Below are 24,207 nucleotides of genomic sequence, written 5' to 3' on the forward strand. Positions count from 1 at the left end.
GTCCCGCGCAGATGAACAGCGCCCCCCCATGACATTGCATTTTGACGCCCCCGAATACGCCGCCCGCCAAGCCCGCGCCACACAGGCCCTAGCAGATGCTGGCCTTGACGCGCTGCTGATGTTCGCACCCGAAAGCCACTTTTGGCTCACGGGGTATGACACCTTCGGCTTTGCGATGTTTCAAGCGATGGTGCTGACCGCAAAAGGCGACATCCATCTGCTGACCCGCATGCCAGATTTGCGGCAAGCCCGCTATACCTCCACCCTGCCCGATGATCAAATCCACATTTGGCCAGAATTTGAAGGCTGCGATCCGACCACCGACCTTGCGCGTTTGCTGACCGATCTTGGCATATCTGACACCGTCGGATTTGAAAACCAGACCGTCGGGCTTACCGATTTCAACGGCCAACGACTGCGCGCTACAGTGCCGCACCTGCAAGATGCGTCCAACCTGATCCACGGGTTGCGGCGCACCAAATCTGTGGCCGAAATCGACATGCATCGCCGTGCTGCAGCCTTGTCCGATGATGCACTCGACGCCGGCCTCGCCATAACCCATGCAGGCGCGTTTGAAGGCGATATTTTGGCCGCAATGCAAGGCGCTGTGTTCAAAGGTGGCGGCGATTATGCGGGCAATGAATTTATCATCGGCTCCGGCGCAGGCGCGCTGCTGTGTCGCTATTATTCCGGCCGCCGCCATCTCGACCCAACCGACCAATTGACGCTGGAATGGTCGGGCACTTTCGCGCGCTATCACGCGGCAATGATGCGCACTGTCGTAATCGGCGCGCCCACCGACAGCCACACCCGCATGCACGCCGCCTGCGCCGAAGCGTTGGCCGCCTGCGAAATGGCCATCAAACCAAACGCGCCCATGGGCGACGTCTACACCGCCCACGCGACCGTCTTTGACGCCCACGGCTTTTAACCATGCGCGCTTGCAGGCTTGCGGCTATGGCATGGGCGCGGTTTACAACCCGATCTGGGTTAATTTCCCGATGTTTTACGACGGTAATCCAACACTGATGCAACAGGGCCAAGTCTTTTTCCTGCATATGATCTTGATGGACAGCGACACCGGCAGCGCGATGACACTGGGCCATTCGGTCTTGGTAACCGACACGGGATGCGAACGCCTGTCACGTCACCCGCTCAATCTGTTGATCGCATGACTTGCAGCGCCGATCTTTGGCCCCATATCTAATTCATGTTTAAATTCTTCCCCATCCTGCTCGCCATCGGTTACGGCATTTTCATGTACCGCCTGTCTGCATGGCGTTTGACGCGCGAACTAGATGAAAAATCGACCGAACTTGCGGACCCGAAACTGCGCGCCCTGACCGCACAAATGGCGGATGTGGTCAATATTCCCCGCATCAAAGTCCATATCTATGAAATTGAGCCCGTTAACGGCCTTGCCGCACCGGATGGCCGTATTTTCATCACCCGCGGGTTTTACAACAAATACAAAGAGAACAATGTCACCGCAGAAGAAATGGCCTCCGTTATCGCACATGAGTTAGGCCACGTCGCCTTGGGTCATTCGCGCCGCCGGATGATCGATTTTTCGGGTCAAAACGCGCTGCGCACGGCGCTGGCCATGGTGCTGTCGCGCTTTATCCCCGGCTTTGGCCCGATGATTGCCAATGCCGCCATGAGCATGTTGATGGCGCGCCTGTCCCGCTCGGATGAATATGAGGCTGACGCCTACGCCTCCGCCCTACTTCTCAAGGCTGGGATCGGCACAAGCGCGCAAAAAACCTTGTTCACCAAGCTCGAAAAACTGACAGGTGCGCGTGGTGCGGCGCAGCCCGCTTGGCTGCTCAGCCACCCCAAAACCCCCGAACGCATCGCCGCGATTGAAGCAAACGAAGCGAAATGGGGGGCGTGACCTTGCGCTTCTTTGGTTCTTAAATACCTAAATTCTAACCCAAAAGCTTTCCCAGCCGTGGCAGGCGGGCTTTGCGCATAAGTTTACGCATCTCCCAAAGCTCACCTGACAATCGCCGTGCCTCGGCCAGCACAGCCTCCCCAACCATCGCGACAGGGGCCGGATGCAGTGCCGCCAAGCCAATCAGAAACCCGTCCGGATCAACGCGCGCCACCCCCTGATCGGCCAGTTCATTTCTCGGGAAATCTTTGGCATTCATTGTCATGATCGCATCTGCGGAACAGCCCACGGCAGCCGCAAAAACATGAATATCATTCGGGTCTGGCAACCAAAGTCGCGCTTCAACGCCTTGCGGGATTTTCACCTCAGCCCGTGGAAACCGCGCCTGAATGGCGGCGATTTCGCCACGGGCAATCGTCTCACCCTGCGGTCCGATCTTGCGCGCAGCCCGCGCCCATTCTTCCAAGATGCGCGGCGACCAGCGTGGATCAAACAATCCCGCGTCCGCCACGCCCAACACGACCTCGCGCATGACGGTCGGATAAAGTACGCAGGCGTCGATCAGGACTCTCATCGCACAGCTTTCATGACCAAGCCTTCATCGGCAAGCCTTCGTGACAAAGCCCTCAAAGCCGAAAGACGAGCGCCTTTAAATATCCGCTTTCCGCCAATTGTGGCAGCAACGGATGGTCTGGCCCCGCAGAGCCTGTGTAAACCAACTGGCTGCGCCGGCCACCACGTCCAATACCGCGTGCAGACGCATCGCGGAAGCGTTTCAAATCGGCCGCATGTGAACACGAACACAGCACCAGATAACCGCCCTCTTTGACCAGAGGTGCCGCAAGACGTGCCAAACGTTCATAGGCGCGCAAGCCCTTTTCAGCAGAAGGTTTGGACGGCGCAAACGCTGGCGGATCACAGACCACCACGTCAAACACTTCTTCTTCCGCGCCCAAGGCTTCAAGCACATCAAACGCATCGCCCTGACGGGTTTCAAACCGATCCGCGACACCTGTGGCCTCGGCACCGGCTTTCGCCAGTTCCAGCGCAGGTGCAGATCCGTCAACCGCCAAAGCCGACCCTGCGCCAGCCGCCAAAGCCGCCAGTGAAAATCCGCCAACGTGGCTGAACATATCCAGCATCCGCCCACCATTCATCAGGCCAGCGGCAAACGCATGGTTCGGGCGTTGATCAAGGAACAGACCGGTTTTTTGCCCCCCCATGACATCCGCCATATAGGTGGCACCGTTCATCATCACAGGGATAGCGCCAGTGGGCTGCGTGCCATGCACAACGACCATTTCTTCTTCCAGCCCTTCAAGGCTGCGCGCGCGGCCCGTGCCATTCTTGATGACTGTCGTCACGCCGGTCAAGTCGATCAGTGCTGCCACAAGCGGTTCCAGCATCGCCTCTGCATAGGCTGCATTTGGTTGAATCACCGCAACATCGCCAAAACGGTCGATGATGATACCCGGCAATCCGTCAGCTTCTGCATGCACCAATCGATAGACCGGTTCATCGTAAATCGCGTCACGGTGTTGCAGCGCGCACGCAAGTTTGGCCTTAAACCATGCCTGATCGATCACGGCGTCTGGATCAAAATCCAACATCCGAACAGCAATTTTGGACAGCGGGTTCATCGTGCCAAGCCCAAGGGCGCGGCGTTCCGCGTCTTCCACCACCACAAGGCCACCGGGCGTTACGCCCTTTGTGCGCCGGTCCATCACCAATTCATTGGCGAAGACCCACGGGAAACCGTGGCGAATAACTTGCGGTTTCGCTTTGGGAAGCAGGCGAACGACGGGCAAAGCGTCGGTAGTCGATATAGGGGACTGATTCATAACAGTCCCCTTAGCGCGTTCAGGTCAAGTTGGAAAGCGGATCAGGTGCCAGCTTGCGCATTGTTTGCTCGCAGCACAAGGCCTGTCACATCGCGCAAGAATAGGCTGGTCAGCTGTGATGTGACCCGAACCTTCTGGCCTTGGTTCAGATTGTCAGGCGCCACCGCCGCACGGCCGCCAAGGGCTGAAAAATCTCGTCGATCTGCTGGGGCCGGTTGCCCACTGGGTCGCCCCGCCACGCGATGTCGGTAATGGGGTAACATGAATTGGCTTCAGACACTGTCATGTCTGCCGGAACCGCAAAACTGATCGAATGCAGCGAATAATCGTGCAAGATCTGCGGTGCCGCCTGTCCGTCAAGACGCGTAACTTCTAACCGTGGGCTCCAGGAAACGGAGCCCACTGCGGAACACGCGGTCAGGCCGGCGATGATTGCGTCAAATGCAACGGCTTTAAGTATTTTCATTGTATCCGCCGGGACTGTGCCCAGTCGTTTGCCCCCCGACAAGGCAACACCAATATAGTACAGCGATTGGGGAGGATGTGGTTGAAAATGGGTTATTGCGGAGAAGTTGCGCGGCACTTTGGTGCGCGAAATTTGCATCATCGCATCGCACCATCCCAGGACTTCGCCCGTTATACTTCACACGCTGTACTTCACCCATTGTTAGCGCTAACTATTTATGTTAGTGCTCGCCAAAGACATTAATCGGCAGGACATCATGGCTCTCAATCCGACCATCCAGCGCGTCACCGACCGCATCATCATCCGCTCGCAAGGGCCACGTCGTGCCTATCTTGATCGCATGGCCACCGCCGCCGCCGAAGGTCCGCGCCGCGCCCACCTGAGCTGTGGCAATCAGGCCCATGCCTATGCGCCGATGGGCGACGACAAGGCGACGCTGGTGGCAGACAAGGCCCCCAATATCGGCATCATCACGGCCTACAATGATATGCTGTCAGCGCATCAACCCTTTGAACGCTACCCCGGTCAAATCCGCGACGCGGCCCGTGCGTTTGGTGGCACAGCACAAGTTGCGGGCGGCGTTCCGGCTATGTGTGACGGCGTCACCCAAGGCCAAACAGGCATGGAATTGTCCCTGTTTTCGCGTGACGTAATCGCACTGGCAGCAGGCGTTGGGCTTTCGCACAATGTCTTTGACGCCGTCCTTTACCTTGGCGTGTGCGACAAAATCGTCCCTGGCTTAATTATGGCCGCAGCTACCTTTGGCTATATCCCTGGCATGTTTGTCCCCGCCGGGCCCATGGTGTCTGGCCTGCCCAATGACGAAAAAGGCAAGGTCCGTCAGGAATTTGCCAAGGGCAATATTACCCGCGCCGAACTGATGAAGGCGGAAATGGCCAGCTATCACGGTCCGGGCACCTGCACCTTTTATGGCACGGCTAACACCAATCAAATGCTGATGGAATTCATGGGGCTCCATCTGCCAGGTACGTCCTTTGTCAATCCCGGCACCGAACTGCGTGAAGAATTGACCCGCCAATCGACCAAGCGCGTCCTCGAAATCACCGCTTTGGGCGATGACTTCACCCCCGTCTGCGATGTCCTTGATGAAAAGGCGTTTGTGAACGGGCTTGTCGGGCTGATGGCAACAGGCGGGTCTACCAATCTTGTGCTGCATTTGCCTGCGATGGCGCGTGCGGCGGGCGTGATCCTCGATCTTGAAGATTTCTCCGACATTTCTGCGGTCACCCCGCTGATGGCCAAAGTCTATCCAAACGGCCTGGCGGATGTGAACCACTTCCACGCAGCGGGCGGTTTGCAATTCATGATCGCCAATCTACTCGATGCTGGCCTGATGCACGAAGACGTCAAAACCGTCGCAGGGGCGGGCATGTCGCACTACGCGAGGGAACCTGTGATGGACGATAGCGGCTTCCACTACCGAGACGGCCCTACTGAAAGCCACAACGACCGCATCCTGCGCCCTGCATCTGATCCGTTCGCGCCACAAGGTGGGTTGGTCCAGCTGAACGGCAACTTGGGCCGCGGCGTCATCAAAGTCTCCGCCGTGGCAAAAGATCGCCACGTCATAGAAGCCCCGGTGCGCATCTTTCACGAACAACATCACGTCAAAGCGGCATTTCGAGCGGGGGAGCTGACAACAGACAACATCATCGTCGTCCGCTTCCAAGGCCCAAAATCCAACGGCATGCCAGAACTACATTCACTGACGCCAACGCTATCGGTCCTGCAAGATCGTGGCCTCAGGGTCGCGCTTGTAACTGATGGGCGCATGTCTGGTGCATCCGGCAAAGTCCCTGCGGCAATCCACGTCGCACCAGAAGCCGCAGACGGTGGTCCAATTTCTCTACTGCGTGACGGCGACATTGTGCGGCTGGATGCCAACAACGGCACGCTCGAATGTCTGACCGACTTGACAGACCGAACGCCCGCGATTGCCGATCTGACGGGCAACGGCAATGGCGTAGGCCGCGAATTGTTCGACTTGTTCCGCCGCTCCGTCGGTCCCTCCACAGATGGCGCAGGTGTGATCCTTTAAACTTTCTGTCCCATTGTCTTTGTCTCAAAAATATCCCCGGCGGAGGCTCCCCGATTGCCGACAGCGCCGCAGTACAGGAAACCAACCATGACCCCCGAACACGCCTCTGAATTGGCCGCCAAAGTCTGCGCCCTTGCCCCTGTCATCCCCGTTCTGGTTGTCGATGATGCCAGTATTGCAGGCGCGTTGGCGGCTGCTCTTGTTGCAGGTGGTCTTCCCGCCCTCGAAGTCACACTGCGCACCCCCGCCGCGTTGGACGTCATCCGTGAGATGGCCAAGATCAAAGGCGGCGTTGTTGGCGCTGGCACATTGCTGACTGAAAAAGACGTCGAAGCCGCCAAAGATGCCGGTGCCACATTCGGCGTCGCGCCGGGCGCCACCGACCGTCTGCTGGATGCCTGCGAAGCCAACGATCTGCCGCTGCTCCCTGGTGTGGCCACCGCAACCGAGGCGATGCGCCTTGTTGAACGCGGCTACACCGTGCAAAAGTTCTTTCCGGCTGCGGCCAACGGCGGCGCCCCTGCCCTCAAGGCCATCGGCGCACCAATCCCGCAGGTGAAATTCTGCCCGACGGGTGGCGTCAGCCTGAGCAATGCAAATGATTACCTCAGCCTGTCGAACGTGCTGTGCGTGGGTGGATCATGGGTCGCACCTAAAAATCTGGTCGATGCCAGTGATTGGGCGGGCATCACCGCATTGGCCGCACAAGCCGCCGCATTGCCGCGCTAACGAGGTCCCGCAGGCATTGCCTCACTCTCGGTCTTAGCCGGGTTCACGCGGCTTCATTCAAGTTCATTCTGGCACGCGCGCGCGCCGACCTCCACGCCGCGTCGCGGGTGGCGGCGCCTCAAGCCCGGCGCGCAGGGTCACTGTCATCGGGTGATCCGCCGCTTCATCGCAATGGCGCGCCAGCAGTGCTGCAATGCCATCGGCGTGCACGCCCCGATAACTCAACGCCCAATCAAGAAAGATTGAGCGACACTCAGGCTCCACGATCCCTTCAATCTTATAAGACTCCTCAATCAACCCTTTGGGATCAAGTGCATCACCCTTTGCCATGTTCGTCCCCTACCAATCGATCAATCACCGCCGATGCACGTGCCGACACATCTGCCATGCGGTCCGCCAAAACAGCCAGATCATCTGCGCCTGTTTCGCGCAAGATAAACCGCAAACCACCTTCGCCTAATTTATCCGTGTCCAGACTGCCGCCAACCACCAGTTGCGCTGCAGCCTGTACCGTCCAACACAAGCCCGCCGCGCCGAGCAATGCCGCGCTGTCTGCGGCGTCTAAACCACCGGCGGCGACCTGTTGCGCAGTCTCTCTGGCGGTTTGCCCCGCCTGCAACGCAACCATCTGTCCCGCGAGTTCAACATCCTGCAATCGCCCCACCCCGATTTTGGCGTCCCACGCACCATCCTGCGCTTTGACGCCCGCGATACGGCGACGCATATCCCCGACATTTGCCGCCACATTTGTGCCGACCGCCTTGGCGGCGATAACACGCTCGCGCACGGCCTCAACGTCGCGCGCAAGGGCTGCTTCACCCGCCACAACGCGCGCGCGCGTCAGGGCCAAATGTTCCCAGGTCCACGCCTGTTCCATCTGATAGGCTTCAAACCCCGAAAATGCCGTAGCGACAGGCCCTTGTCCCCCAGAGGGACGCAATCGCATGTCCACCTCGTACAGACGACCCTCGGCCATGGGGGCGGTGATTGCCGTCACCATCGCTTGGGTCAATCGCGCGTAATAGGGCCGCGTAGCCAGCGGGCGTTTGCCGTCAGATCCTTCAACATCCTGCCCGTCATAAATCACGATCAAATCCAGATCCGACGCCGCATGCAGCCGCCCCGCGCCAAGGGACCCCATCGCCACCACCACCGCACCGCGCCCCGGTGGTCGCCCATGCTTGATCGCGAACTGATCCACGACTACAGGGAAAACAGCGCCCAGCACCGCCTGCGCAAGATCACCGTATTGCCGCCCCGCTGTGTCCGCATCGACCAGCCCGCGCAGGTGATGCACACCAATGCGGAAATGCCATTCCTTTTGCCAGCGTCGCGCCGCGTCCAGCCGCGTTTCATAATCCGGCGCCTGTTCCAAGATGTCACTTAGCGCGCTGCGCAACCCGTCCTGCCCGGGCCAGTCGGAAAAGAAATCACCGCCAATCACCGCATCAAACACCGCCGCATTGCGCCCGAGATATTGCGCCAACGCAGGCGCAGTCGCCGCGATATCGACCATCAATTGCGTCAGCTGCGGGTTGGCATCAAACAGTGAAAAAACCTGCACCCCAGCGGGCAGTCCGGCCAAGAACCCGTCAAACGCCAACAGCGCCTCGTCCGGTTTCGCAGCCTCTTGCAGTGCCGCAAGCAGGCGCGGTTTTAACCGATCAAAAATTGCCACCGCGCGATCAGATCGCAAGGCCGGATAGGTTAGCCACCGCGCGGTGACGCTTTCGCCAAATCTTGACACAGGGGCCACTGCAGTTGGTGCAAAGAACCCCTCAGTAAGGGTGTGAACTTCCTCAAGCCGTTCATACAGATCATTGCGCAACGCCGCGTCCTCAACCCCCATAAATGCCGCAAGCCGCGCGAACCCCTCATCGGTGATTGGCAAATCATGGGTCTGTGCGTCGCCAATCATTTGCAGGCGATGTTCAACTTCACGATGTGCGCGGTAATGCTCCGTCAAAACCTGCGCGTCCGCCTCCGGCACCCAATCTGCCTTTGCCAAGGCCGCCAATCCATCCACTGTGCCACGACAGCGCAACGACGGGTCACGCCCACCCGCGATCAACTGGCGCGTCTGGGTAAAAAATTCGATCTCGCGAATGCCGCCACGCCCAAGTTTCATGTTGTGCCCATGCAGGGTGATCTTGCCGCCCAAACTTTTGTGTTCACGGATGCGCAGCCGCATGTCATGGGCGTCTTGAATGGCGACAAAATCCAGATGCTTGCGCCACACGAACGGTTCGATCGTCTTTAAAAACCCCTCTCCGGCGGCAATGTCGCCCGCCGACGCACGCGCCTTGATATAGGCCGCGCGTTCCCACGTGCGCCCGACACTTTCATAATACCGTTCCGCCGCTTCTATCGACAGGCACACCGGCGTCACGCTTGGATCAGGGCGCAGGCGCAAATCGGTGCGAAACACATAACCGTCGCCGGTCATATCGCTGAGCAGCGCCGCCAATTTGCGCGTCACCCGTACAAAAGCAGACCGCGCATCGTGAAAATCATCCGGATCAAACCGCGTTTCATCGAACAGGCAAATCAGGTCGATGTCGCTGGAATAATTCAGCTCATATGCGCCGCCTTTGCCCATGGCGATGCTGACCATTCCGGCGGCCGTTTCGGCGTCATCCGCCACCTGCCCCGGCACCTTACCGCGCGCAATTTCCGCCCCGACCAAACGTTTCAGAGCGACATCCACCGCCGCGTCCGCCAACCGCGCCAGCGCGCTTGTGATCTGTTCCAGCGACCAAACACCGCCCAAATCAGCCAAACCCGCCAGCAACGCGATGCGCCGTTTGGCCTGTCGCAAACCGGACGCCAAATCGGGCAACGCAAGCTGCGCAATCGCCACCAGTTCCGCCTCAAGCGCGGCCTCGGGCGTGTCCAATATATCGCGCAGCCACGCCCCGTCCCGCGACAACAACCCACCAAGATACGGACTGCACCCCGCAGCCCCCGCAACCAGTTCGCGTATGATCGGGTCAAAATCGCCAAAGGCCTGCGCCCCGTCCGCCCCAAGGGCAGGATCAAACGGCGTCGGCGTGCGGGTTATGCGGCTGGAAAATGTCATGGCGCGACTGTGGTCTGCGCCTTCAGGCTGGTCAATCCACCGCCGCTTTGGCACTTTGCAATAAGGAGACGATTATGAGCAAAAGTTTAAAACGGGTGGTGCGCGCACTGACAGATGCCGGCCTTGATATCACCCCAATGGAGATGCCCGGATCAACGCGCACAGCGCAAGACGCGGCGGATGCTGCGGGCTGTCATATCGACCAAATCGCCAAGTCGATCATCTTTCAGGGCGAAACGTCAGGTCGGGCCATTCTGTTCATCACCGCAGGCGGCAACCAAGTCGATTCGGCCAAAGCCAGTGCCGCAGCGGGCGAACCTTTGGGCAAAGCCGACGCCGCGCTGATCCGCGCGCAAACTGGTTTTGCCATCGGCGGCGTCGCCCCAATTGGCCACCTCACGTCCCCCACGGCCTTCTGGGACCCGTGCCTGTCAGACTTCGACACAATCTTCGCCGCCGCAGGCACGCCGCGACACATTTTCCCAATTGCGCCAGATATCTTACTGGGCTTGTCGGATGCGACGATCGCAAAATTTACCGCATGATCCAGCCCATCACAGCGCTGGATTCGAAGCCAATCACATTCAAACAGCTCTATCCACACATCGGTATAGCCCTATCAGCGCGGCTGAATACACAAAATAATGACAGTAGTATCTTTTAATTTCATGTGTTTAGGAAGTTAATGTAAAAAACATTTACATTATACCTTGCGACAAACGAACCCTCACCCCATCTTGGTAATGTGAAAGGCATTCACATAACGCAAACCAACTCATGGAGCACCCAGATGACTACCTCGTCCACCAACATCGACCACAACGCCCCCTACGCGCAGACCTCTCAGCGCGGCAACTGGTTTCAACGCACCGAAAACTGGCTCGATGAGCGTGGTAAAGGGGCTTGGATCGCCGCGATGGTCTTGGGCTTCGTATTTCTCTGGCCCGTCGGCCTCGCCCTTCTTGCTTATATGATATGGAGTAAACGCATGTTTTCTGGAAATTGCGCGTCCAAGCGCACCCCCCACAGCCACGCCCGCAACGCAATGAAGTCTGCAATGACATCGTCTGGCAATTCAACGTTTGACGCCTACAAAGCCGACACGCTGCGCCGCCTTGAAGAAGAACAGAGCAACTTTGAAGAGTTCCTCAAGCGTCTGCGCGACGCCAAAGACAAGGCAGAGTTCGACACCTTTATGGATGATCGCGCCAGCCGCACCGCAGAAACCAGCGAAGAAGACGACGCAAAGCCTGCCTAAGCCAACATCACAAATCAGGGCGCCCCGAAAAAAACGCGGGCGCCCCAGATTGCCGCAACAATACCAATTCAGGGAAAAACAGGATGACCATGACCACCGAACACCACGATTCCACCGCTTCTTACAGCCAGCTAGAACAAAAGATGCCTGTGGCCGTACAGGTCCTCTCAACAGTTCTATTTGCGGCTTTTGCGATTCCCGTGACGATTGTGGCGCTCAATGTGTTCTGGCCCGCTGGTGTTCTGATTGCCGTGATCCTCGCATGGCGCGGCGGTTTCGCCCCGACGGGCACGCCGTCTGCCCCCCCACGCAACATCGATGAAGCCGTGAAATCTTTGATGCCCACAATGGCGCGCAAAGAGGGGCAGCACACCAGTGGCAACGCGAGCTTTGATGCATACCGCCATGATATGATTGAACGCCTTGAGACAGAGCAGAAGACATTTGAGGGATTTCTGACCCGATTGCGTGACGCCAAAGACCAATCCGAATTTGATGATTTTATGAATGAACGCGCCGCCCGCGTGGACGTTGACACCACCGCCCAAGACTAACCGCCCTCCCAAGGCAACGCAGACCCTGCCCCGTGGCGCAGACCCGCCCGATATGCGCCACAAACAGGCCGACCGCCCTATCCCAATCCACGCGGTCGGCCACCCAAACAACCAAAAGCCCATTTGCCGCCCGATTTACCACAAGGACACTCACATGCGTTCCGCCACCAGCCACCCCGATCCCCACACACACGCTGATTTCTATGACGGCGTGGCCCCCAAACGCCTGTTCGCGTGGCTGATTGATCTGGGCTTCACCGCTTTGATCGCAGCCCCTTTCATGCTGCCGATCCTGCTGGTCAGCGTCGTCTTTATCTTCCCGATTGTCCTTATTCCGGTGATCTGGGCTGTGACCGGTTTTGTGTATCGCTGGTCCACATTGTCCAACCGGTACGCCACATGGGGCATGCGGATCATGGCAATTGAACTGCGCGCAGATGACGGCCAGCGCCTGAGCAGCGGCACCGCCTTCCTGCACACAGCCGGCACCGCACTCAGCTTTGGATTTGCACTGGTGCAGGCGATTTCCATGCTGTTTATGGCGACGGGCGACAAGGGCCAAGGTATCACCGATATAGTGCTCGGCACCGCAATGCTAAACAGCGCTGAACAAGGATAGGACTATCACCGGATAACGACAGACCGATGGGCGCCTAGGAACAGCCATAAGCCAATCAAATCCACCCTAAATCGCGGGTTGTCGCCATGACCCTGATTTTGCTAGGTTGATTGCATCCTTAGTTGGCAGAGAATGTATGCGTCATAGCCTTCCCATTGCGCCGCTGTTTTACGTAACGGCCCCCCAACCCTGCCCGTATTTGGCCGGCAGGATGGAGCGTAAGCTGTTCACAGCGTTGCAAGGCGACGCAGCCGAGAAGCTGAACAATACATTGTCCAAACAGGGATTTCGGCGATCACAAAATGTACTATATCGCCCGTCCTGTACCGATTGTTCGGCCTGCCTGTCCGCGCGCATCAAGGTGGCGGACTTTGCGCCGTCCAAAAGCCAGAAGCGCGTGCTGAAACGCAACGCTGATCTCAGCCGCAGCGCGTCATCACCCTGGGCGACCGAAGGCCAATATGCCCTGTTTCGCGACTACCTTGATAGCCGCCACGCCACGGGCGGGATGGCCGACATGGATCTTTTCGAATTTGCTGCCATGGTCGAAGAAACCCCGATCCGCACGCGCCTGATTGAATACCGGTCTTTGCTGGTGGATGCCAGCAAGATGGATGCGACGGCCGACAGAGACCCCTACGACGGGCTGCGCGCTGTCAGCCTGACAGACGTTCTCGATGATGGCCTGTCGATGGTCTATTCCTTCTTTGCGCCCGAGCTGGCAAAATCCTCTGTCGGCACCTACCTGATCCTTGATCACATCCAGATCGCCCGCGACCTTGACCTGCCCTATGTCTACCTTGGCTACTGGGTGCCGGGGTCTGACAAAATGGGCTATAAGGCGAACTTCAAAGGCGTCGAAATTTTCCGCAAAGGCGCGTGGGAGGTGTTGAGCCACCCCGATGATTATTCATCCGAAATTAACCCGATCGCCGTTGCGCCTATCGCCGAACAGCTCGCGCGCATCGCGTTGCCAGACCAGCAAAGCTAACGCGCATCCCCCTCCCCCCCCCACGGGCGCCAATAGAAAACCATGCGAAAAGGGCGCCCCTTCAGGCGCCCTTTTTTTCCATTAACAAGGTGGCGTTAACAAACAGCCCGCAAAAGGGATCAGTTCAGCAGGTTTGGCACAATCGTCACGATCCCAGGCACCAACGCAAGAACAAGCAACCCAAACACTTGGATCACCACGAACGGTATTACGCCACGATAAATATGGCCCGTCGTGACTTCTTTCGGCGCGACCCCGCGCAAATAGAACAGCGCAAACCCGAAGGGTGGCGTCAGGAACGACGTCTGCAGGTTCACCGCAATCATGATCGTCACCCACTTGGGATCAAACGTGCCGCCGTAAATCACGGGGCCGACAATGGGGATCACGATGTAGATGATCTCCAGAAAATCCAAAACGAAGCCCAGCACAAACAGCACCAACATCACGATCAGGAACACAGTCCATTCATCGTCAAAGCTGCGCAGGAATTGCTGGATATAATGTTCCCCACCAAACGAAATCACCACGAGGTTGAGCATTTGCGACCCGATCAGGATGGTGAAAACCATGCTCGTGACTTTTGCAGTTTCGCGCACAACCGGCGTCAGAACGCCGCCAAGCCACAACACGGTGCAGGCGTAAAACAGACCGAACATCGCGAACAAGAACATCGACAGCGCAAAGACAAACGCGATGTAATTTTCGAACGCCACATCTTCTAGGCCGACGCGCATGTCGAAATTAACGCCGACAATCAGCATCAACGCCACAGCACCCGTCGCGAGCAAGATGATCTTGCCGGACTTTTCCTGATCAGCCAGCTTGCGATAGGCCGCCAGCATAATCGCGCCACCCGCGCCCAAAGCGGCCGCCGGCGTCGGGTTGGTGACACCGCCAAGGATCGACCCGAGAACCGCGATGATCAACACCAACGGCGGAAAGACCACACGCAACAGTTCGTTTTTCGCCAAACGCGCAAGCGCTGGACGCATGGACCACATCACCAAAAGCAGTGGCAAAATGATAATCAACGTCGTCACGCCGGGCGTCGTCAGCGCGCTGATCAACACCACGTCGGCCAGCAGCAGCAACAATATCCCGACGCCGCCAGCGATCAGCGGGCCAGAGCTCGAACTCGGGGATACGCCGCGCGCTGTTGTCAGAACCAACGCCAGAAACAGTGCAAGGATGGCAATACCAGTGCCGATTTTCGGCGCATCCAGTACCCGTTGGATCACCCGTTCAGCGCGTTCTTCGTCACTAAGTTCACGCGCTTGAACCACGCCACCCGCGTCATCGATTGCAGTTTGCTCCGAAACGGCTGCCAACCATGCTTCATCACCGTGCAAATCTTGCATCGCGACGGCGCAGTCGGGCGACACGTTCGTGCGCAAGCTGGCCGTCTTCCCTGTATCAGTAAAGCTATCGACAATAATCGACTGGCTGCCTACCACGCCGAGGTTCATCAAGAACACCAGCAGAATGACCAGACCACCCGGCACTGCGAGGAACCATGTCAGACCTCCGCTTCGGGTAATCGCCTCGCCTGTGCTGGCCCCCACCGACACTGCTGGCGCTTTGCTGGGATTCAACAGCGCATAGCAAAACGCATAGGCCGCATAGAGAAACGCCAGCAAGATACCGGGCAACAGCGCCGCTTGAAACAGCGTACCGACCGACAAAACTGCAGGTGAGCCCAGATAGGTCAGCGCGTCCGAACAGCCCACAAGTGAGGCCCGGGTTTCTTGCGCTGCGGAATACAAATCCCCCGCCAAAGTGCCCAACAGCACGATCACGATGGATGGCGGAATAATCTGGCCCAATGTGCCAGACGCCGCGATAACGCCAGTGGCGAGTTCTTTGGAATAGCCCGCCCGCAACATCGTTGGCAACGACAGCAGACCCATGGTCACAACGGTCGCGCCGACAATGCCTGTCGATGCCGCGAGGAACGCACCCACCACGACAACCGAAACCGCCAAACCGCCTGGAAGGCCGCCAAAAACGCGGCTCATGGTGGTCAGCAAATCGTCAGCGATCTTGGAACGCTCCAGAGTGATCCCCATCAACACGAACATCGCCACCGCGAGCAGCGTTTCAATCGACTGGCCTGCAAGAACGCGTTCGTTCATCCGGTTCACAACAAACGACAAGTTGCGATCAATCGCCGTTTCCCAGCCACCGACAAACACAGCTTCCCCTATTCGGGGCAAGTCTGGGTAGCGGAACACAGATATCACGTCGGTCCTGATCCCGTCGGCAATCAGCGCAGCGTATTCGGCCGATGATTTGTCAATCGCTTGGTGGATAAGATAGCCACCACTATCCAAAGCCGCGACAATCGTGAACGAAATAACCGCAGCCCCACTGATGGCAAACGCCACTGGAAAGCCAGAAAGGATGCCCGAGAACAGGCACAAGAATACAATAATCAGGCCAACTTCTACGCCATCTAAACCGAAAAACATCCGCTACGCTCCTGCCATCATTTTCACGTTTGCGAACCTCAAAACCGGCTCCCATTTTTGTCGGAAACATTCCATTAGTGTGTTCCCTCATATGCTTCTTCACCTTCGCCAAGGCTGTCCTTGTCGAGATACTTACCCACGCTCTCCTCGCCTTCAACCAGTTCCAGATATGAACGGTAGAAGAACGCTACAGCGTGCAGCAAAACCAATGCGGTAAACGTCACCAGCAAAACCTTGAACAGGAAATATGCGTTGAATCCGTTTGGGCTGAACCCAATGGTTTCGACGTTCCAGCGCAGCGCGCGCGCTTTGTTCAGCATGCGTTCTAGACTGTCGGACGCCGATGTATTGGGCACCACCAGATGACGCCACAAGAAATACCAGCCATACATCCACGTTAGGACTGCAGCCGGCACCATAAAGACGATGGACCCGACCATATCAATGATGCGTTTGGTGCGGTGACCCACGGCGGAATAGACCAGATCAACCCGCACATGACCGCCCTGCACGAACGTATATGTGACGCACAAACAGACGATCATCGCGTTGTATAGCTTCAGACTTTCGGCCCACCAACTGACGTCAAACGTCATGGCGATACCTAGGCCGATCGACAACTCGGACACCGCGAAAACCCGCTGCATAAAGATGATCATGATCTGAACCAGCACCATCAACAGACCGGCCCAAGCAAACGTGCGCCCGACCTTGTTGGCAAAGCCTTCAAGCACCCGCACACAGCCCCACATGAACGGGCGGTGCAGAAACGCGGCTGTCGTCAGGGCAAGAAACAAGACGAAAAGAGCGAAAAACAGCTCATGCGAGCCGCCGTAATAAATGAACCGCATCAGCGATTCCTTATCTTCGGTGGTGTTGTTCCAGCTTAAAAAGTCCAGCCAGATATTGGGATGAGTGACAACGAAAGCGATGTTATAAAGCGCCTCGATGATATTGGAGAAAAGCCAAACAAGTGTGTTCCAAAGCGCGCCAAGAAATGTCGTGGCGCCGACGTTGGGGTCCAGTCCTTCTGGGGCATTGCCCTGAAGCCGTTCCAACCATTGCGTGAATCCGTTTTCATAGGATGACCAGAACGCACCCGCGTTTGCGGCGTCTTCTTCCATGTCACTGCCCCCAAAATATATGTGAAATCTGTGCCACGCTTTCCCCGCGTGGTTTGGATAGGCCCCGCCTTTTCTGGCAGGGCCCCCCATTTTTTCAACCGTTCGCGAACGGGATCAGTCAGCAGCCTTAGCTGCCCATCACGCGGGCGCGCTGTGCTGTGTAGACATCGTCGGACACAGACGTCCATGCGTAGGTCGACCGCACGGAAGCTTCCTGGCTTTCGCGGATACGTGCGAACAGCTCATCATCCATGAAATCATCCAGCGCTGCAGATGCAGCCGTTCCAAACGCATCCCAGACATCGTCCGAGAATTCCAAAACCTTTACGCCTTGGGACCTTAAACGATCAAGTGCTGCACCGTTGTTGTAGTTTGACTGGGACAAGGACCACTGGTGGGTTGCCGCAGCAGCGGTGGAAACGATTTCCTGAATCGCAGGGGTCATCTCGTCCCAAACATCGCGGTTCATTGCGGCTACAAGTGCCGAACCCGGCTCGTGCATACCACCTGTGTAGTAGAAATCACAAACTTCCTGGAATCCAAGACGTTCGTCCGCGAACGGACCAATCCACTCGGCACCGTCAATCGCACCAGACGCAAGCGCTTGATAGATTTCGCCACCCGGTACGTTTTGCACCGATGCACCGGTGCGACCCAGCGCAAGACCACCAAGGCCCGGCATACGGAATTTCAGACCCTGCAAGTCAGCCGCAGAATTGATTTCCTTGTTGAACCAACCGCCTGGCTGGTGACCGGTGTTACCCGCAAGGAACGATTTCAGGCCAAAGATGCTGCCCAATTCGTCGTGCAGTTCTGCGCCGCCACCGTGGTAGTACCAACTGGCCATTTCACCACCTGTCGCACCGAACGGTACGGCAGTCATGAAATAATAGCCGGGGTGCTGGCCGCCAAAATAATAATCGGCTGAGTGATACATATCGGCCTGACCGGACGAAACAGCATCAAACACTTCGAACGCACCGACAAGCTGGCCAGCGGCCTTCTTTTCGATGGTGATCGCGCCATCGGCCATTGCGTTCACGCGGTCGATGAAATTCACCGCAGCGTCGTCGAAGACCGCGAAGCCGTCTGGCACCGAAGTGACCATCGTCAGCGTGCGATTACCTTGTGCGTATGCAGGTGCTGCCAGCGTGGTCGCGGCAACAGCAGTACCGCCAAGGGCAGAAGTTCTCAGAAAAGAGCGACGATCCATATGGTATATCCTCCCATGGAATTAAACGCCCACAACCTCTCCCAAGGTGCAGGCGGATCGTTTCAAGTAGCGTGACGTTACATAGCCACACCCCGATGCGGAAGACCTAATGCTTCGTTTTACCCCTCAATTGTAAGAAATCTTTACCAATATGGGCTATTTGTTAGCGCTCACATGGCAAAAACCCCGATTAGCTTAAAAATGAGGCAACGCAGGCGCGATGATTCCCCCCCTTGATTCGACCCACCGAAAACGACACGGAAAACACGGAACAGGACACCGCATGACCGCCCAATCGACCCACATTACCAACATCAACGATTTTTTACAGTTGCCCAAAGCATAGGCGCGATCCTTGAACGCCGCCCGTAAACGCAACATCGGTTTACCGCTGGGCTGGCGCGCGACGCGATGGAAAGCGGCGTCCTGCACAGCGGGGGTTAGATCGAATGAGGCGGAACAGATGACGCGCGCGGCCCTGCGCACCAAAGCCATTGCCCAGTGCATTGATAAGATTGCCAACAAGGGCGACTGAAAGGCTGATACTGGCGGCTTGTCGTTCTACGCGTTCCTTGCCAAAAAGAACAAACGCGAGACCTATTGATGCCAGAGCTGTTAATGCCAGAGCTGTTAATGCCAGAGCTGTTAATGCCAGAGCTGTTAATGCCAGATCTGCAGATGGAAGCCGCCGAATGGTGGATAAAAACCCACGCCCTCGACCACTTTGAAAAGGACGACAAAATCCGCGACATGATTGCAGCAGGTAAATAGCGCAGACCAAATGCCTCCCTAGATCAGGATGAAATCATCCTCTCTCAAATCATCGACATCGACGCCCTGCAAATGGATTGTCGCATCGCCCGCTTCAATGATCGCAACACTGTCCTCTTGGGTCAGGAAGATGTCATCAAAGGTGAGCTCGTTTTCACTTAGAACCTGGACCATATCACTCCCAACCTCAAAGTCTTCGACAGTATCGACCCCCTGATTGCTGTCATTAACACGGAAGGTGTCAGCCCCCTCGCCGCCAATCAAAATGTTACGACCGCCCCCCATGAAGCACATCATCACCCTGCGCACCGCGCAGCACATCGTCAACGGCGCCGCCGTTCATAAAGTCATCGCCACGACCGCCATGCATCGCATCGTCGCCGTCGCCGCCAAACAGACTGTCATCGCCATCAAAACCGGAAACCTTGTCATCGCCGCCGTCGCCATAAACAATATCGTGGTCAAAGCCGCCATTCATATCGTCAGCGCCATTGCCACCATTCATCTTGTCGTTGCCGTGGTTTCCACGCACGAAATCATGCGACGCACCACCGTACAAAGTATCGTCGCCATCGCCACCGCGCACATCATCCGTGCCCAGCCCGCCTTTCAGCAGATCGTCCCCACGTCTCCCGAAAAGCCCACGTCTCCCGAAAAGAGTGTCGCTGCCGTCCGCACCGCGCAGGAAATCGTCACCCGCGCCGCCGTTCATAAGGTCATCGCCGCGGCCACCACGCATCACATCTTCGCCGTCACCAACATGCAAGCTGTCGTTGCCATTAAAGCCGGAAACCCTGTCGTCGCCGCCGTCACCATAAACAATATCGTCGCCAAAGCCGCCGTTCACATCGTCTTTGCCATCTCCACCATACATCTCGTCGTTGTCATGGTTGCCGCGTAGAAAATCGTCGCCGTCACTGCCCGTGATGGTATCGTTGCCATTACCACCACGCAAATCGTGGCCCCCGCCGCCCGTCGATGAATAAATGTTGTCGCCTCCATCGCGTCCGTAGACCGTGTAAGATCCATCCTTCAGGCTGACTTCATCATCGCCCGCGCCCATATCGGCAAATCCAGTGCCGTCTTTGTAGACGGGGTAATCAGCGCCGTCGCCGCCAAATACGCTCGAACCATCACCCGTTATGAAAAATTCGTCAGATCCAGCGCCGCCATACAAAACGCTTTCGCTTAAATACTGATCTAAGTTTTCATCTCCGAACAAGTCATCGCCTGCACAGCCAAACACAGTCTTTGGACTCGCATCAAACGGATAGGTGAAATCATCATTGCCGTCAGTGCCGATGATCTCATCCGGGTACAAGGGCGGCAAAAGCGGCTCAATCACGGGCTCATCAGAAACCGGCAGAAGGTCGCATTCAATACGGAATGTTTCCGGTTGCGATGTCTCTGGGATTTCAGCGAACAGCTCCAGCTCGCCCGTATCGCCGATGATAACCGTGGTGCTGATGCCTTCCAGATCAGGAAAACCGACATCGGCTAAATCAAAATCAGGACGAGACTGATGACTGGCAATTTCCAATCCATCAGCATCAAACTGTGTAAACACGATATCACCAGCTCCGCAGGGTCCCTGCTCGAGATAAAGGAGCCCGCCATCATCCAATGCAATTGCATGGCTGCTCGCAAATATCCCACCACCAAGGAAAGTCGCTTCCGTCTCGCAGTCTTCCGCCGATACCGTACCGTATTAAATGCCCCAGTCATCGCGGGTGGCAGACAGGGCAAAGACGACCCGCCCGTCGCCCAGTGGGTAAAGCTCCAGCGTTTCATTGACGTCGCGGGTCTCGGCATAAAGTTCGGGGCGAACAGAATTGTCAAAGCCCAGCGCAACTGGTGTACCATCCTCGGACAGGCCGACCTTAAGCACTGTCACAGCCGTGCCTGCTTCGTCAGTGTCCTACGTACTAACCCGATTGCCCGCTACAAGAAACTCATCCAGGCCAGCGCCGAAAACGACGCCTTAACCCTCAGCAACACTGTATCCTTCAGGTAAATCGACGGTGATGTCCGATAGCGTCCCAGCAACATCGGTATATTGCAAGGTGGCCGTGCCCGCGACACCGTCCGACGCTGCCGTAGTCTCGATCACTGTCAGCACACCACCCGCCGCGTCGATATTCGGCACAGCCTCAACCGTCACGCCATTAATGCCGGATGACGCGAGCACTACGTCACCCGGAACACCAACAGCTGCAAAAATAGATAAAATATCAAGAGGCATAAAAACCTCCCCCAAGGTTATCAAATAATCACGTATTACTCCGCCACTTCTTTCAAAAAGCGAGTCAATTGTGTGATTGTTTCCGCTCCCAGACCAATAGCCGCGTCACCCATTTATTGTTCACACCTCACTCGCCCCCTGAAATAAAGTTGCGAAAAACCGCCTTCAAACGACATTTTTGCGATTCCGGCTGTTGACCCTCCATGAAAACAAAGCCATAAACTACATAACGTTAAAGGAGACTTTGGGATGCCCCGCATTCTTGTACTTGTAGGACGAACGCGCATGGGCCTGTAAAGGTTGACCATAACGGTTCCCATGCGCCTCCGAATTTTCGGGGGCTTTTTTATGCGGTACACTTGTCCGGACGGTCAAGTGAAAACGACAAAACGACGCGACACACAAGCGATGACATCGCGAAATGCTGAGACAAGGAAAATACAATGTCTGCGAATACGATGACTGGCGCGAAAATGGTAGTCCAAGCTTTGATAGATCAGGGCGTGGACACGGTCTTTGGCTACCCCGGTGGCGCTGTCCTCCCGATTTATGACGAGCTTTTTCAGCAAAACTCGATCAAGCATATTCTTGTGCGCCACGAACAAGGTGCTGTTCACGCGGCCGAAGGCTACGCGCGATCCACAGGCAAACCCGGCGTTGCGCTGGTGACATCGGGCCCGGGTGCGACAAACGCGGTCACCGGCCTGACAGACGCGCTGCTTGATTCCATCCCAATCGTCGTTCTGACTGGTCAGGTTCCGACCTTTATGATCGGGTCGGACGCGTTCCAGGAAGCCGACACCGTTGGCATCACGCGCCCCTGTACCAAACACAACTGGCTGGTCAAAGAGACTGACAAACTGGCGGGCGTCATCCATGAGGCGTTCCACGTCGCCATGTCCGGTCGCCCCGGTCCTGTTCTGGTCGACATCCCCAAGGACGTGCAGTTCGCCCACGGCACCTACACCAAACCCCAGCCGTCCAAATCGCATTACCAACCACAGGTCAAAGGTGACATCGAAGGCATCACCGATCTGGTTGCCGCCATGGAAAAGGCCAAGAAGCCGCTGTTTTATACCGGCGGCGGTGTCATCAATTCCGGCCCTGCGGCCAGCCAACTGCTGCGCGAACTCGTCGGTGCCACGAATTTCCCGATTACATCGACCTTGATGGGTCTGGGCTGTTATCCGGCATCTGGCGACAATTGGCTCGGTATGCTGGGCATGCACGGGCTGTATGAGGCGAACATGGCGATGCACGATTGCGACCTGATGATCAACATCGGCGCGCGGTTCGATGATCGCATCACTGGCGTGCTCGATAAATTTTCGCCCAATTCGATCAAGGCGCACATCGATATCGACCCGAGTTCGATCAACAAGGTCATCCAGACCGATATCGCAATCGTCGGTGACGTCGCCCATGTTCTTGAAGATCTGTTGAAGGTCTGGAAATCTCGTGGACGCAAAACCAACACAGAAAAAGTTGGAAAATGGTGGGAAGAGATCAAGGAATGGCGTAAAGTCGACTGCTTGGCGTTCAAGCAAGAGGGCAAGATCATCAAGCCGCAATACGCGCTGTCCCGGCTTGAGGCGCTGACAAAACATCGCTCAGATCGCTATATCACCACCGAAGTTGGCCAGCACCAGATGTGGGCGGCGCAATACCTCGGCTTTGAACATCCCAACCAGTGGATGACCTCTGGCGGACTTGGCACCATGGGCTACGGCCATCCAGCGTCCATCGGTGTGCAAATGGCGCATCCCGATGCCTTGGTCGTTAACGTGGCGGGCGAAGCATCATGGCTGATGAACATGCAAGAACTGGGAACGGCCGTGCAATACCGCCTGCCCGTCAAACAGTTCATTATCAACAACGAACGTCTGGGTATGGTGCGCCAGTGGCAGGAATTGCTGCACGGCGAACGCTATTCATCCAGCTGGTCTGAATCCCTGCCCGATTTCGTCAAATTGGCCGAAGCTTTCGGTGCCAAAGGCATCATCTGTTCCGACCCCGACGATCTGGACGACGCCATCATGGAAATGCTGAACCACGACGGTCCGGTCGTTTTTGATTGTCTGGTCGCAAAACACGAAAACTGCTTCCCGATGATTCCATCCGGCAAAGCCCACAACGAAATGCTGCTGGGCGAAGCCGATACGCAGGGCGTGATTGATGCCAAAGGAAGTGTGCTGGTGTAAAATCCTTTCAAAGGAATTTGCCCAAACTCTGTGAAAGAGTTTGCCACCAGCCCCATAGGAAAGAACACATAATGTCCGCACTCCGCCTTAAAAAAGGTGCCTCGTCGCACTCCGCCTACAACCTTCGCCCGACGTTTTCGGATGTCGAAGAACGCCACACGCTTGCGGTTATTGTTGAAAATGAACCCGGTGTCTTGGCCCGTGTCATTGGCCTGTTTGCAGGGCGTGGCTACAACATCGAAAGCCTGACCGTCGCAGAGATTGACCACACAGGTCACTTATCCCGCATCACCGTGGTCACCACTGGCACGCCGCAAACCATCAACCAGATCACCGCACAGCTTGGCCGCATCGTTTCGGTGCGCGAGGTCCATGATTTAACCGTCGAAGGCCGCAGCGTTGAACGCGAACTGGCGCTGTTCAAGGTCGCTGGCAAAGGTGATGACCGGATGGAAATGCTGCGACTGGCCGATGTGTTTCGCGCCAACGTGGTCGACAGCACGCTGCAAAGTTTCACGTTTGAAATCACCGGAACGAGTGAAAAGATCGACGCGTTTGCCGACTTGATGCGCCCGATCGGGCTGGTTGAAATGGCCCGCACTGGCGTCGCGGCCCTGTCGCGCGGAAAAATGTAGCGGCGCGCGCCGCACAGGCTTTCGCATCCGGTTTTCAGGCTGAAAATATGAAAAAGGCGC

At 56.9% G+C, this 24,207-nt stretch carries 26 protein-coding genes; 14 read left to right on the forward strand and 12 right to left on the reverse strand.

Annotated features, from left to right (window positions below; all coding sequences use genetic code 11):
• The first annotated feature begins 28 nt into the window (after positions 1-28).
• Genes OAN307_RS13950 through OAN307_RS13955 form a run of 3 tightly spaced genes read left to right on the forward strand, consistent with a single transcriptional unit; the run spans position 29 to position 1,894 of the window.
• Complete coding sequence (locus tag OAN307_RS13950) at positions 29-931, forward strand: M24 family metallopeptidase (RefSeq protein ID WP_217564358.1); 903 nt, start codon at positions 29-31, stop codon at positions 929-931.
• 31 nt (positions 932-962) lie between these two features.
• Entirely contained in the window at positions 963-1,175 is a 213-nt protein-coding gene (locus tag OAN307_RS29445) for a hypothetical protein (RefSeq protein WP_217564359.1), read from the forward strand.
• 35 nt (positions 1,176-1,210) lie between these two features.
• The gene (locus tag OAN307_RS13955) at positions 1,211-1,894 is read left to right on the forward strand and encodes a M48 family metallopeptidase (RefSeq protein ID WP_015500331.1); all 684 of its coding nucleotides are present in this window, start codon (positions 1,211-1,213) and stop codon (positions 1,892-1,894) included.
• A 34-nt stretch (positions 1,895-1,928) separates the two neighbouring features.
• Here the strand turns inward: OAN307_RS13955 and OAN307_RS13960 are convergent, their stop codons facing one another.
• From OAN307_RS13960 to OAN307_RS25340, 3 genes are all read right to left on the reverse strand, one after another.
• A complete protein-coding gene (locus OAN307_RS13960) occupies positions 1,929-2,468 on the reverse strand; it encodes an RSP_2648 family PIN domain-containing protein (protein WP_015500332.1) in 540 nt (179 codons plus the stop codon).
• Positions 2,469-2,520: 52 nt separating this feature from the next.
• On the reverse strand, positions 2,521-3,735 hold the full coding sequence (locus OAN307_RS13965; RefSeq protein ID WP_015500333.1) for an RSP_2647 family RNA methyltransferase: 1,215 nt from the start codon (positions 3,733-3,735) through the stop codon (positions 2,521-2,523).
• Positions 3,736-3,880: 145 nt separating this feature from the next.
• A complete protein-coding gene (locus tag OAN307_RS25340; RefSeq protein ID WP_144055582.1) occupies positions 3,881-4,201 on the reverse strand; it encodes a DUF6778 family protein in 321 nt (106 codons plus the stop codon).
• 256 nt (positions 4,202-4,457) lie between these two features.
• Between OAN307_RS25340 and edd the strand changes: the two genes are divergently transcribed.
• Positions 4,458-6,260, forward strand: a complete 1,803-nt coding sequence (gene edd, locus OAN307_RS13975; protein ID WP_044044766.1) for a phosphogluconate dehydratase — start codon at positions 4,458-4,460, stop codon at positions 6,258-6,260.
• An 87-nt stretch (positions 6,261-6,347) separates the two neighbouring features.
• Positions 6,348-6,989, forward strand: coding sequence for a bifunctional 4-hydroxy-2-oxoglutarate aldolase/2-dehydro-3-deoxy-phosphogluconate aldolase (gene eda / locus OAN307_RS13980; RefSeq protein WP_015500336.1), 642 nt, complete (start codon positions 6,348-6,350; stop codon positions 6,987-6,989).
• A 63-nt stretch (positions 6,990-7,052) separates the two neighbouring features.
• Here eda and OAN307_RS13985 read toward each other — a convergent pair whose 3' ends face one another.
• Complete coding sequence (locus OAN307_RS13985) at positions 7,053-7,319, reverse strand: hypothetical protein (protein ID WP_044043766.1); 267 nt, start codon at positions 7,317-7,319, stop codon at positions 7,053-7,055.
• A complete protein-coding gene (locus OAN307_RS13990) occupies positions 7,306-10,068 on the reverse strand; it encodes a [protein-PII] uridylyltransferase family protein (protein ID WP_015500337.1) in 2,763 nt (920 codons plus the stop codon). Before OAN307_RS13990 ends, OAN307_RS13985 begins: the two co-directional genes overlap by 14 nt.
• 74 nt (positions 10,069-10,142) lie before the next feature.
• Here OAN307_RS13990 and OAN307_RS13995 point away from each other — a divergent pair, with 74 nt between their 5' ends.
• From OAN307_RS13995 to OAN307_RS14015, 5 genes are all read left to right on the forward strand, one after another.
• A complete protein-coding gene (locus tag OAN307_RS13995) occupies positions 10,143-10,613 on the forward strand; it encodes a YbaK/EbsC family protein (RefSeq protein ID WP_015500338.1) in 471 nt (156 codons plus the stop codon).
• Between the two features lie 245 nt (positions 10,614-10,858).
• Positions 10,859-11,326: a DUF2852 domain-containing protein gene (locus tag OAN307_RS14000; RefSeq protein ID WP_015500339.1), complete on the forward strand. Its 468-nt coding sequence runs from the start codon at positions 10,859-10,861 to the stop codon at positions 11,324-11,326.
• Between the two features lie 83 nt (positions 11,327-11,409).
• Positions 11,410-11,880, forward strand: a complete 471-nt coding sequence (locus OAN307_RS14005) for a DUF2852 domain-containing protein (protein ID WP_015500340.1) — start codon at positions 11,410-11,412, stop codon at positions 11,878-11,880.
• Between the two features lie 154 nt (positions 11,881-12,034).
• A complete protein-coding gene (locus tag OAN307_RS14010; protein ID WP_044044767.1) occupies positions 12,035-12,499 on the forward strand; it encodes an RDD family protein in 465 nt (154 codons plus the stop codon).
• A gap of 136 nt (positions 12,500-12,635) precedes the next feature.
• Positions 12,636-13,490 carry an arginyltransferase gene (locus OAN307_RS14015; RefSeq protein ID WP_015500342.1) on the forward strand — a complete coding sequence of 285 codons (855 nt, stop codon included), beginning with the start codon at positions 12,636-12,638 and terminating at the stop codon, positions 13,488-13,490.
• A gap of 119 nt (positions 13,491-13,609) precedes the next feature.
• On the opposite strand, the gene OAN307_RS14020 is transcribed toward OAN307_RS14015, so the two are convergent.
• The 3 genes from OAN307_RS14020 to OAN307_RS14030 form a co-directional block, all read right to left on the reverse strand.
• On the reverse strand, positions 13,610-15,961 hold the full coding sequence (locus OAN307_RS14020; RefSeq protein WP_015500343.1) for a TRAP transporter large permease: 2,352 nt from the start codon (positions 15,959-15,961) through the stop codon (positions 13,610-13,612).
• A 74-nt stretch (positions 15,962-16,035) separates the two neighbouring features.
• Positions 16,036-17,085, reverse strand: coding sequence for a TRAP transporter small permease subunit (locus OAN307_RS14025; RefSeq protein ID WP_015500344.1), 1,050 nt, complete (start codon positions 17,083-17,085; stop codon positions 16,036-16,038).
• A gap of 127 nt (positions 17,086-17,212) precedes the next feature.
• A complete protein-coding gene (locus OAN307_RS14030) occupies positions 17,213-18,298 on the reverse strand; it encodes a TRAP transporter substrate-binding protein (protein WP_015500345.1) in 1,086 nt (361 codons plus the stop codon).
• Between the two features lie 355 nt (positions 18,299-18,653).
• Between OAN307_RS14030 and OAN307_RS27490 the strand changes: the two genes are divergently transcribed.
• Both OAN307_RS27490 and OAN307_RS29000 read left to right on the forward strand, forming a co-directional pair.
• A complete protein-coding gene (locus OAN307_RS27490; protein WP_051068013.1) occupies positions 18,654-18,833 on the forward strand; it encodes a hypothetical protein in 180 nt (59 codons plus the stop codon).
• A gap of 68 nt (positions 18,834-18,901) precedes the next feature.
• Positions 18,902-19,069: a DUF6500 family protein gene (locus tag OAN307_RS29000; protein ID WP_187292587.1), complete on the forward strand. Its 168-nt coding sequence runs from the start codon at positions 18,902-18,904 to the stop codon at positions 19,067-19,069.
• An 18-nt stretch (positions 19,070-19,087) separates the two neighbouring features.
• On the opposite strand, the gene OAN307_RS25350 is transcribed toward OAN307_RS29000, so the two are convergent.
• The 4 genes from OAN307_RS25350 to OAN307_RS14050 form a co-directional block, all read right to left on the reverse strand.
• Positions 19,088-19,354, reverse strand: a complete 267-nt coding sequence (locus tag OAN307_RS25350; RefSeq protein WP_051068014.1) for a hypothetical protein — start codon at positions 19,352-19,354, stop codon at positions 19,088-19,090.
• Entirely contained in the window at positions 19,338-20,636 is a 1,299-nt protein-coding gene (locus OAN307_RS14040; protein WP_144055583.1) for a calcium-binding protein, read from the reverse strand. The genes OAN307_RS25350 and OAN307_RS14040 overlap by 17 nt, the downstream gene beginning before the upstream one ends.
• 141 nt (positions 20,637-20,777) lie before the next feature.
• The gene (locus tag OAN307_RS14045; protein ID WP_044043770.1) at positions 20,778-20,963 is read right to left on the reverse strand and encodes a hypothetical protein; all 186 of its coding nucleotides are present in this window, start codon (positions 20,961-20,963) and stop codon (positions 20,778-20,780) included.
• A gap of 87 nt (positions 20,964-21,050) precedes the next feature.
• Positions 21,051-21,311: a hypothetical protein gene (locus tag OAN307_RS14050; RefSeq protein WP_015500348.1), complete on the reverse strand. Its 261-nt coding sequence runs from the start codon at positions 21,309-21,311 to the stop codon at positions 21,051-21,053.
• Between the two features lie 443 nt (positions 21,312-21,754).
• Here OAN307_RS14050 and OAN307_RS14055 point away from each other — a divergent pair, with 443 nt between their 5' ends.
• Together OAN307_RS14055 and ilvN are read left to right on the forward strand one after the other, a co-directional pair.
• Positions 21,755-23,512, forward strand: coding sequence for an acetolactate synthase 3 large subunit (locus OAN307_RS14055; RefSeq protein WP_015500349.1), 1,758 nt, complete (start codon positions 21,755-21,757; stop codon positions 23,510-23,512).
• A gap of 71 nt (positions 23,513-23,583) precedes the next feature.
• Entirely contained in the window at positions 23,584-24,147 is a 564-nt protein-coding gene (gene ilvN, locus OAN307_RS14060; RefSeq protein ID WP_015500350.1) for an acetolactate synthase small subunit, read from the forward strand.
• The last annotated feature ends 60 nt before the right edge of the window (positions 24,148-24,207 follow it).

The organism is Octadecabacter antarcticus 307 (assembly GCF_000155675.2).
GTDB lineage: Bacteria > Pseudomonadota > Alphaproteobacteria > Rhodobacterales > Rhodobacteraceae > Octadecabacter > Octadecabacter antarcticus.

What these genes read in the sequence shown, in the direction of transcription:
- OAN307_RS13995 (WP_015500338.1), top strand. Translation starts at nt 10,143, where the DNA reads ATGAGCAAAAGTTTAAAACGGGTGGTGCGCGCACTGACAGATGCCGGC.
- OAN307_RS14030 (WP_015500345.1), bottom strand. Translation starts at nt 18,298, where the DNA reads ATGGATCGTCGCTCTTTTCTGAGAACTTCTGCCCTTGGCGGTACTGCT.
- eda (WP_015500336.1), top strand. Translation starts at nt 6,348, where the DNA reads ATGACCCCCGAACACGCCTCTGAATTGGCCGCCAAAGTCTGCGCCCTT.
- OAN307_RS14025 (WP_015500344.1), bottom strand. Translation starts at nt 17,085, where the DNA reads ATGGAAGAAGACGCCGCAAACGCGGGTGCGTTCTGGTCATCCTATGAA.
- OAN307_RS13955 (WP_015500331.1), top strand. Translation starts at nt 1,211, where the DNA reads ATGTTTAAATTCTTCCCCATCCTGCTCGCCATCGGTTACGGCATTTTC.
- OAN307_RS14055 (WP_015500349.1), top strand. Translation starts at nt 21,755, where the DNA reads ATGTCTGCGAATACGATGACTGGCGCGAAAATGGTAGTCCAAGCTTTG.
- OAN307_RS14015 (WP_015500342.1), top strand. Translation starts at nt 12,636, where the DNA reads ATGCGTCATAGCCTTCCCATTGCGCCGCTGTTTTACGTAACGGCCCCC.
- OAN307_RS13950 (WP_217564358.1), top strand. Translation starts at nt 29, where the DNA reads ATGACATTGCATTTTGACGCCCCCGAATACGCCGCCCGCCAAGCCCGC.
- OAN307_RS14000 (WP_015500339.1), top strand. Translation starts at nt 10,859, where the DNA reads ATGACTACCTCGTCCACCAACATCGACCACAACGCCCCCTACGCGCAG.
- OAN307_RS14050 (WP_015500348.1), bottom strand. Translation starts at nt 21,311, where the DNA reads ATGCCTCTTGATATTTTATCTATTTTTGCAGCTGTTGGTGTTCCGGGT.
- ilvN (WP_015500350.1), top strand. Translation starts at nt 23,584, where the DNA reads ATGTCCGCACTCCGCCTTAAAAAAGGTGCCTCGTCGCACTCCGCCTAC.
- OAN307_RS14010 (WP_044044767.1), top strand. Translation starts at nt 12,035, where the DNA reads ATGCGTTCCGCCACCAGCCACCCCGATCCCCACACACACGCTGATTTC.
- OAN307_RS13960 (WP_015500332.1), bottom strand. Translation starts at nt 2,468, where the DNA reads ATGAGAGTCCTGATCGACGCCTGCGTACTTTATCCGACCGTCATGCGC.
- OAN307_RS14005 (WP_015500340.1), top strand. Translation starts at nt 11,410, where the DNA reads ATGACCATGACCACCGAACACCACGATTCCACCGCTTCTTACAGCCAG.
- OAN307_RS13985 (WP_044043766.1), bottom strand. Translation starts at nt 7,319, where the DNA reads ATGGCAAAGGGTGATGCACTTGATCCCAAAGGGTTGATTGAGGAGTCT.
- OAN307_RS14020 (WP_015500343.1), bottom strand. Translation starts at nt 15,961, where the DNA reads ATGTTTTTCGGTTTAGATGGCGTAGAAGTTGGCCTGATTATTGTATTC.
- OAN307_RS29000 (WP_187292587.1), top strand. Translation starts at nt 18,902, where the DNA reads ATGCCAGAGCTGTTAATGCCAGAGCTGTTAATGCCAGAGCTGTTAATG.
- OAN307_RS13965 (WP_015500333.1), bottom strand. Translation starts at nt 3,735, where the DNA reads ATGAATCAGTCCCCTATATCGACTACCGACGCTTTGCCCGTCGTTCGC.
- edd (WP_044044766.1), top strand. Translation starts at nt 4,458, where the DNA reads ATGGCTCTCAATCCGACCATCCAGCGCGTCACCGACCGCATCATCATC.
- OAN307_RS29445 (WP_217564359.1), top strand. Translation starts at nt 963, where the DNA reads ATGGGCGCGGTTTACAACCCGATCTGGGTTAATTTCCCGATGTTTTAC.
- OAN307_RS13990 (WP_015500337.1), bottom strand. Translation starts at nt 10,068, where the DNA reads ATGACATTTTCCAGCCGCATAACCCGCACGCCGACGCCGTTTGATCCT.
- OAN307_RS25350 (WP_051068014.1), bottom strand. Translation starts at nt 19,354, where the DNA reads ATGGGGGGCGGTCGTAACATTTTGATTGGCGGCGAGGGGGCTGACACC.
- OAN307_RS25340 (WP_144055582.1), bottom strand. Translation starts at nt 4,201, where the DNA reads ATGAAAATACTTAAAGCCGTTGCATTTGACGCAATCATCGCCGGCCTG.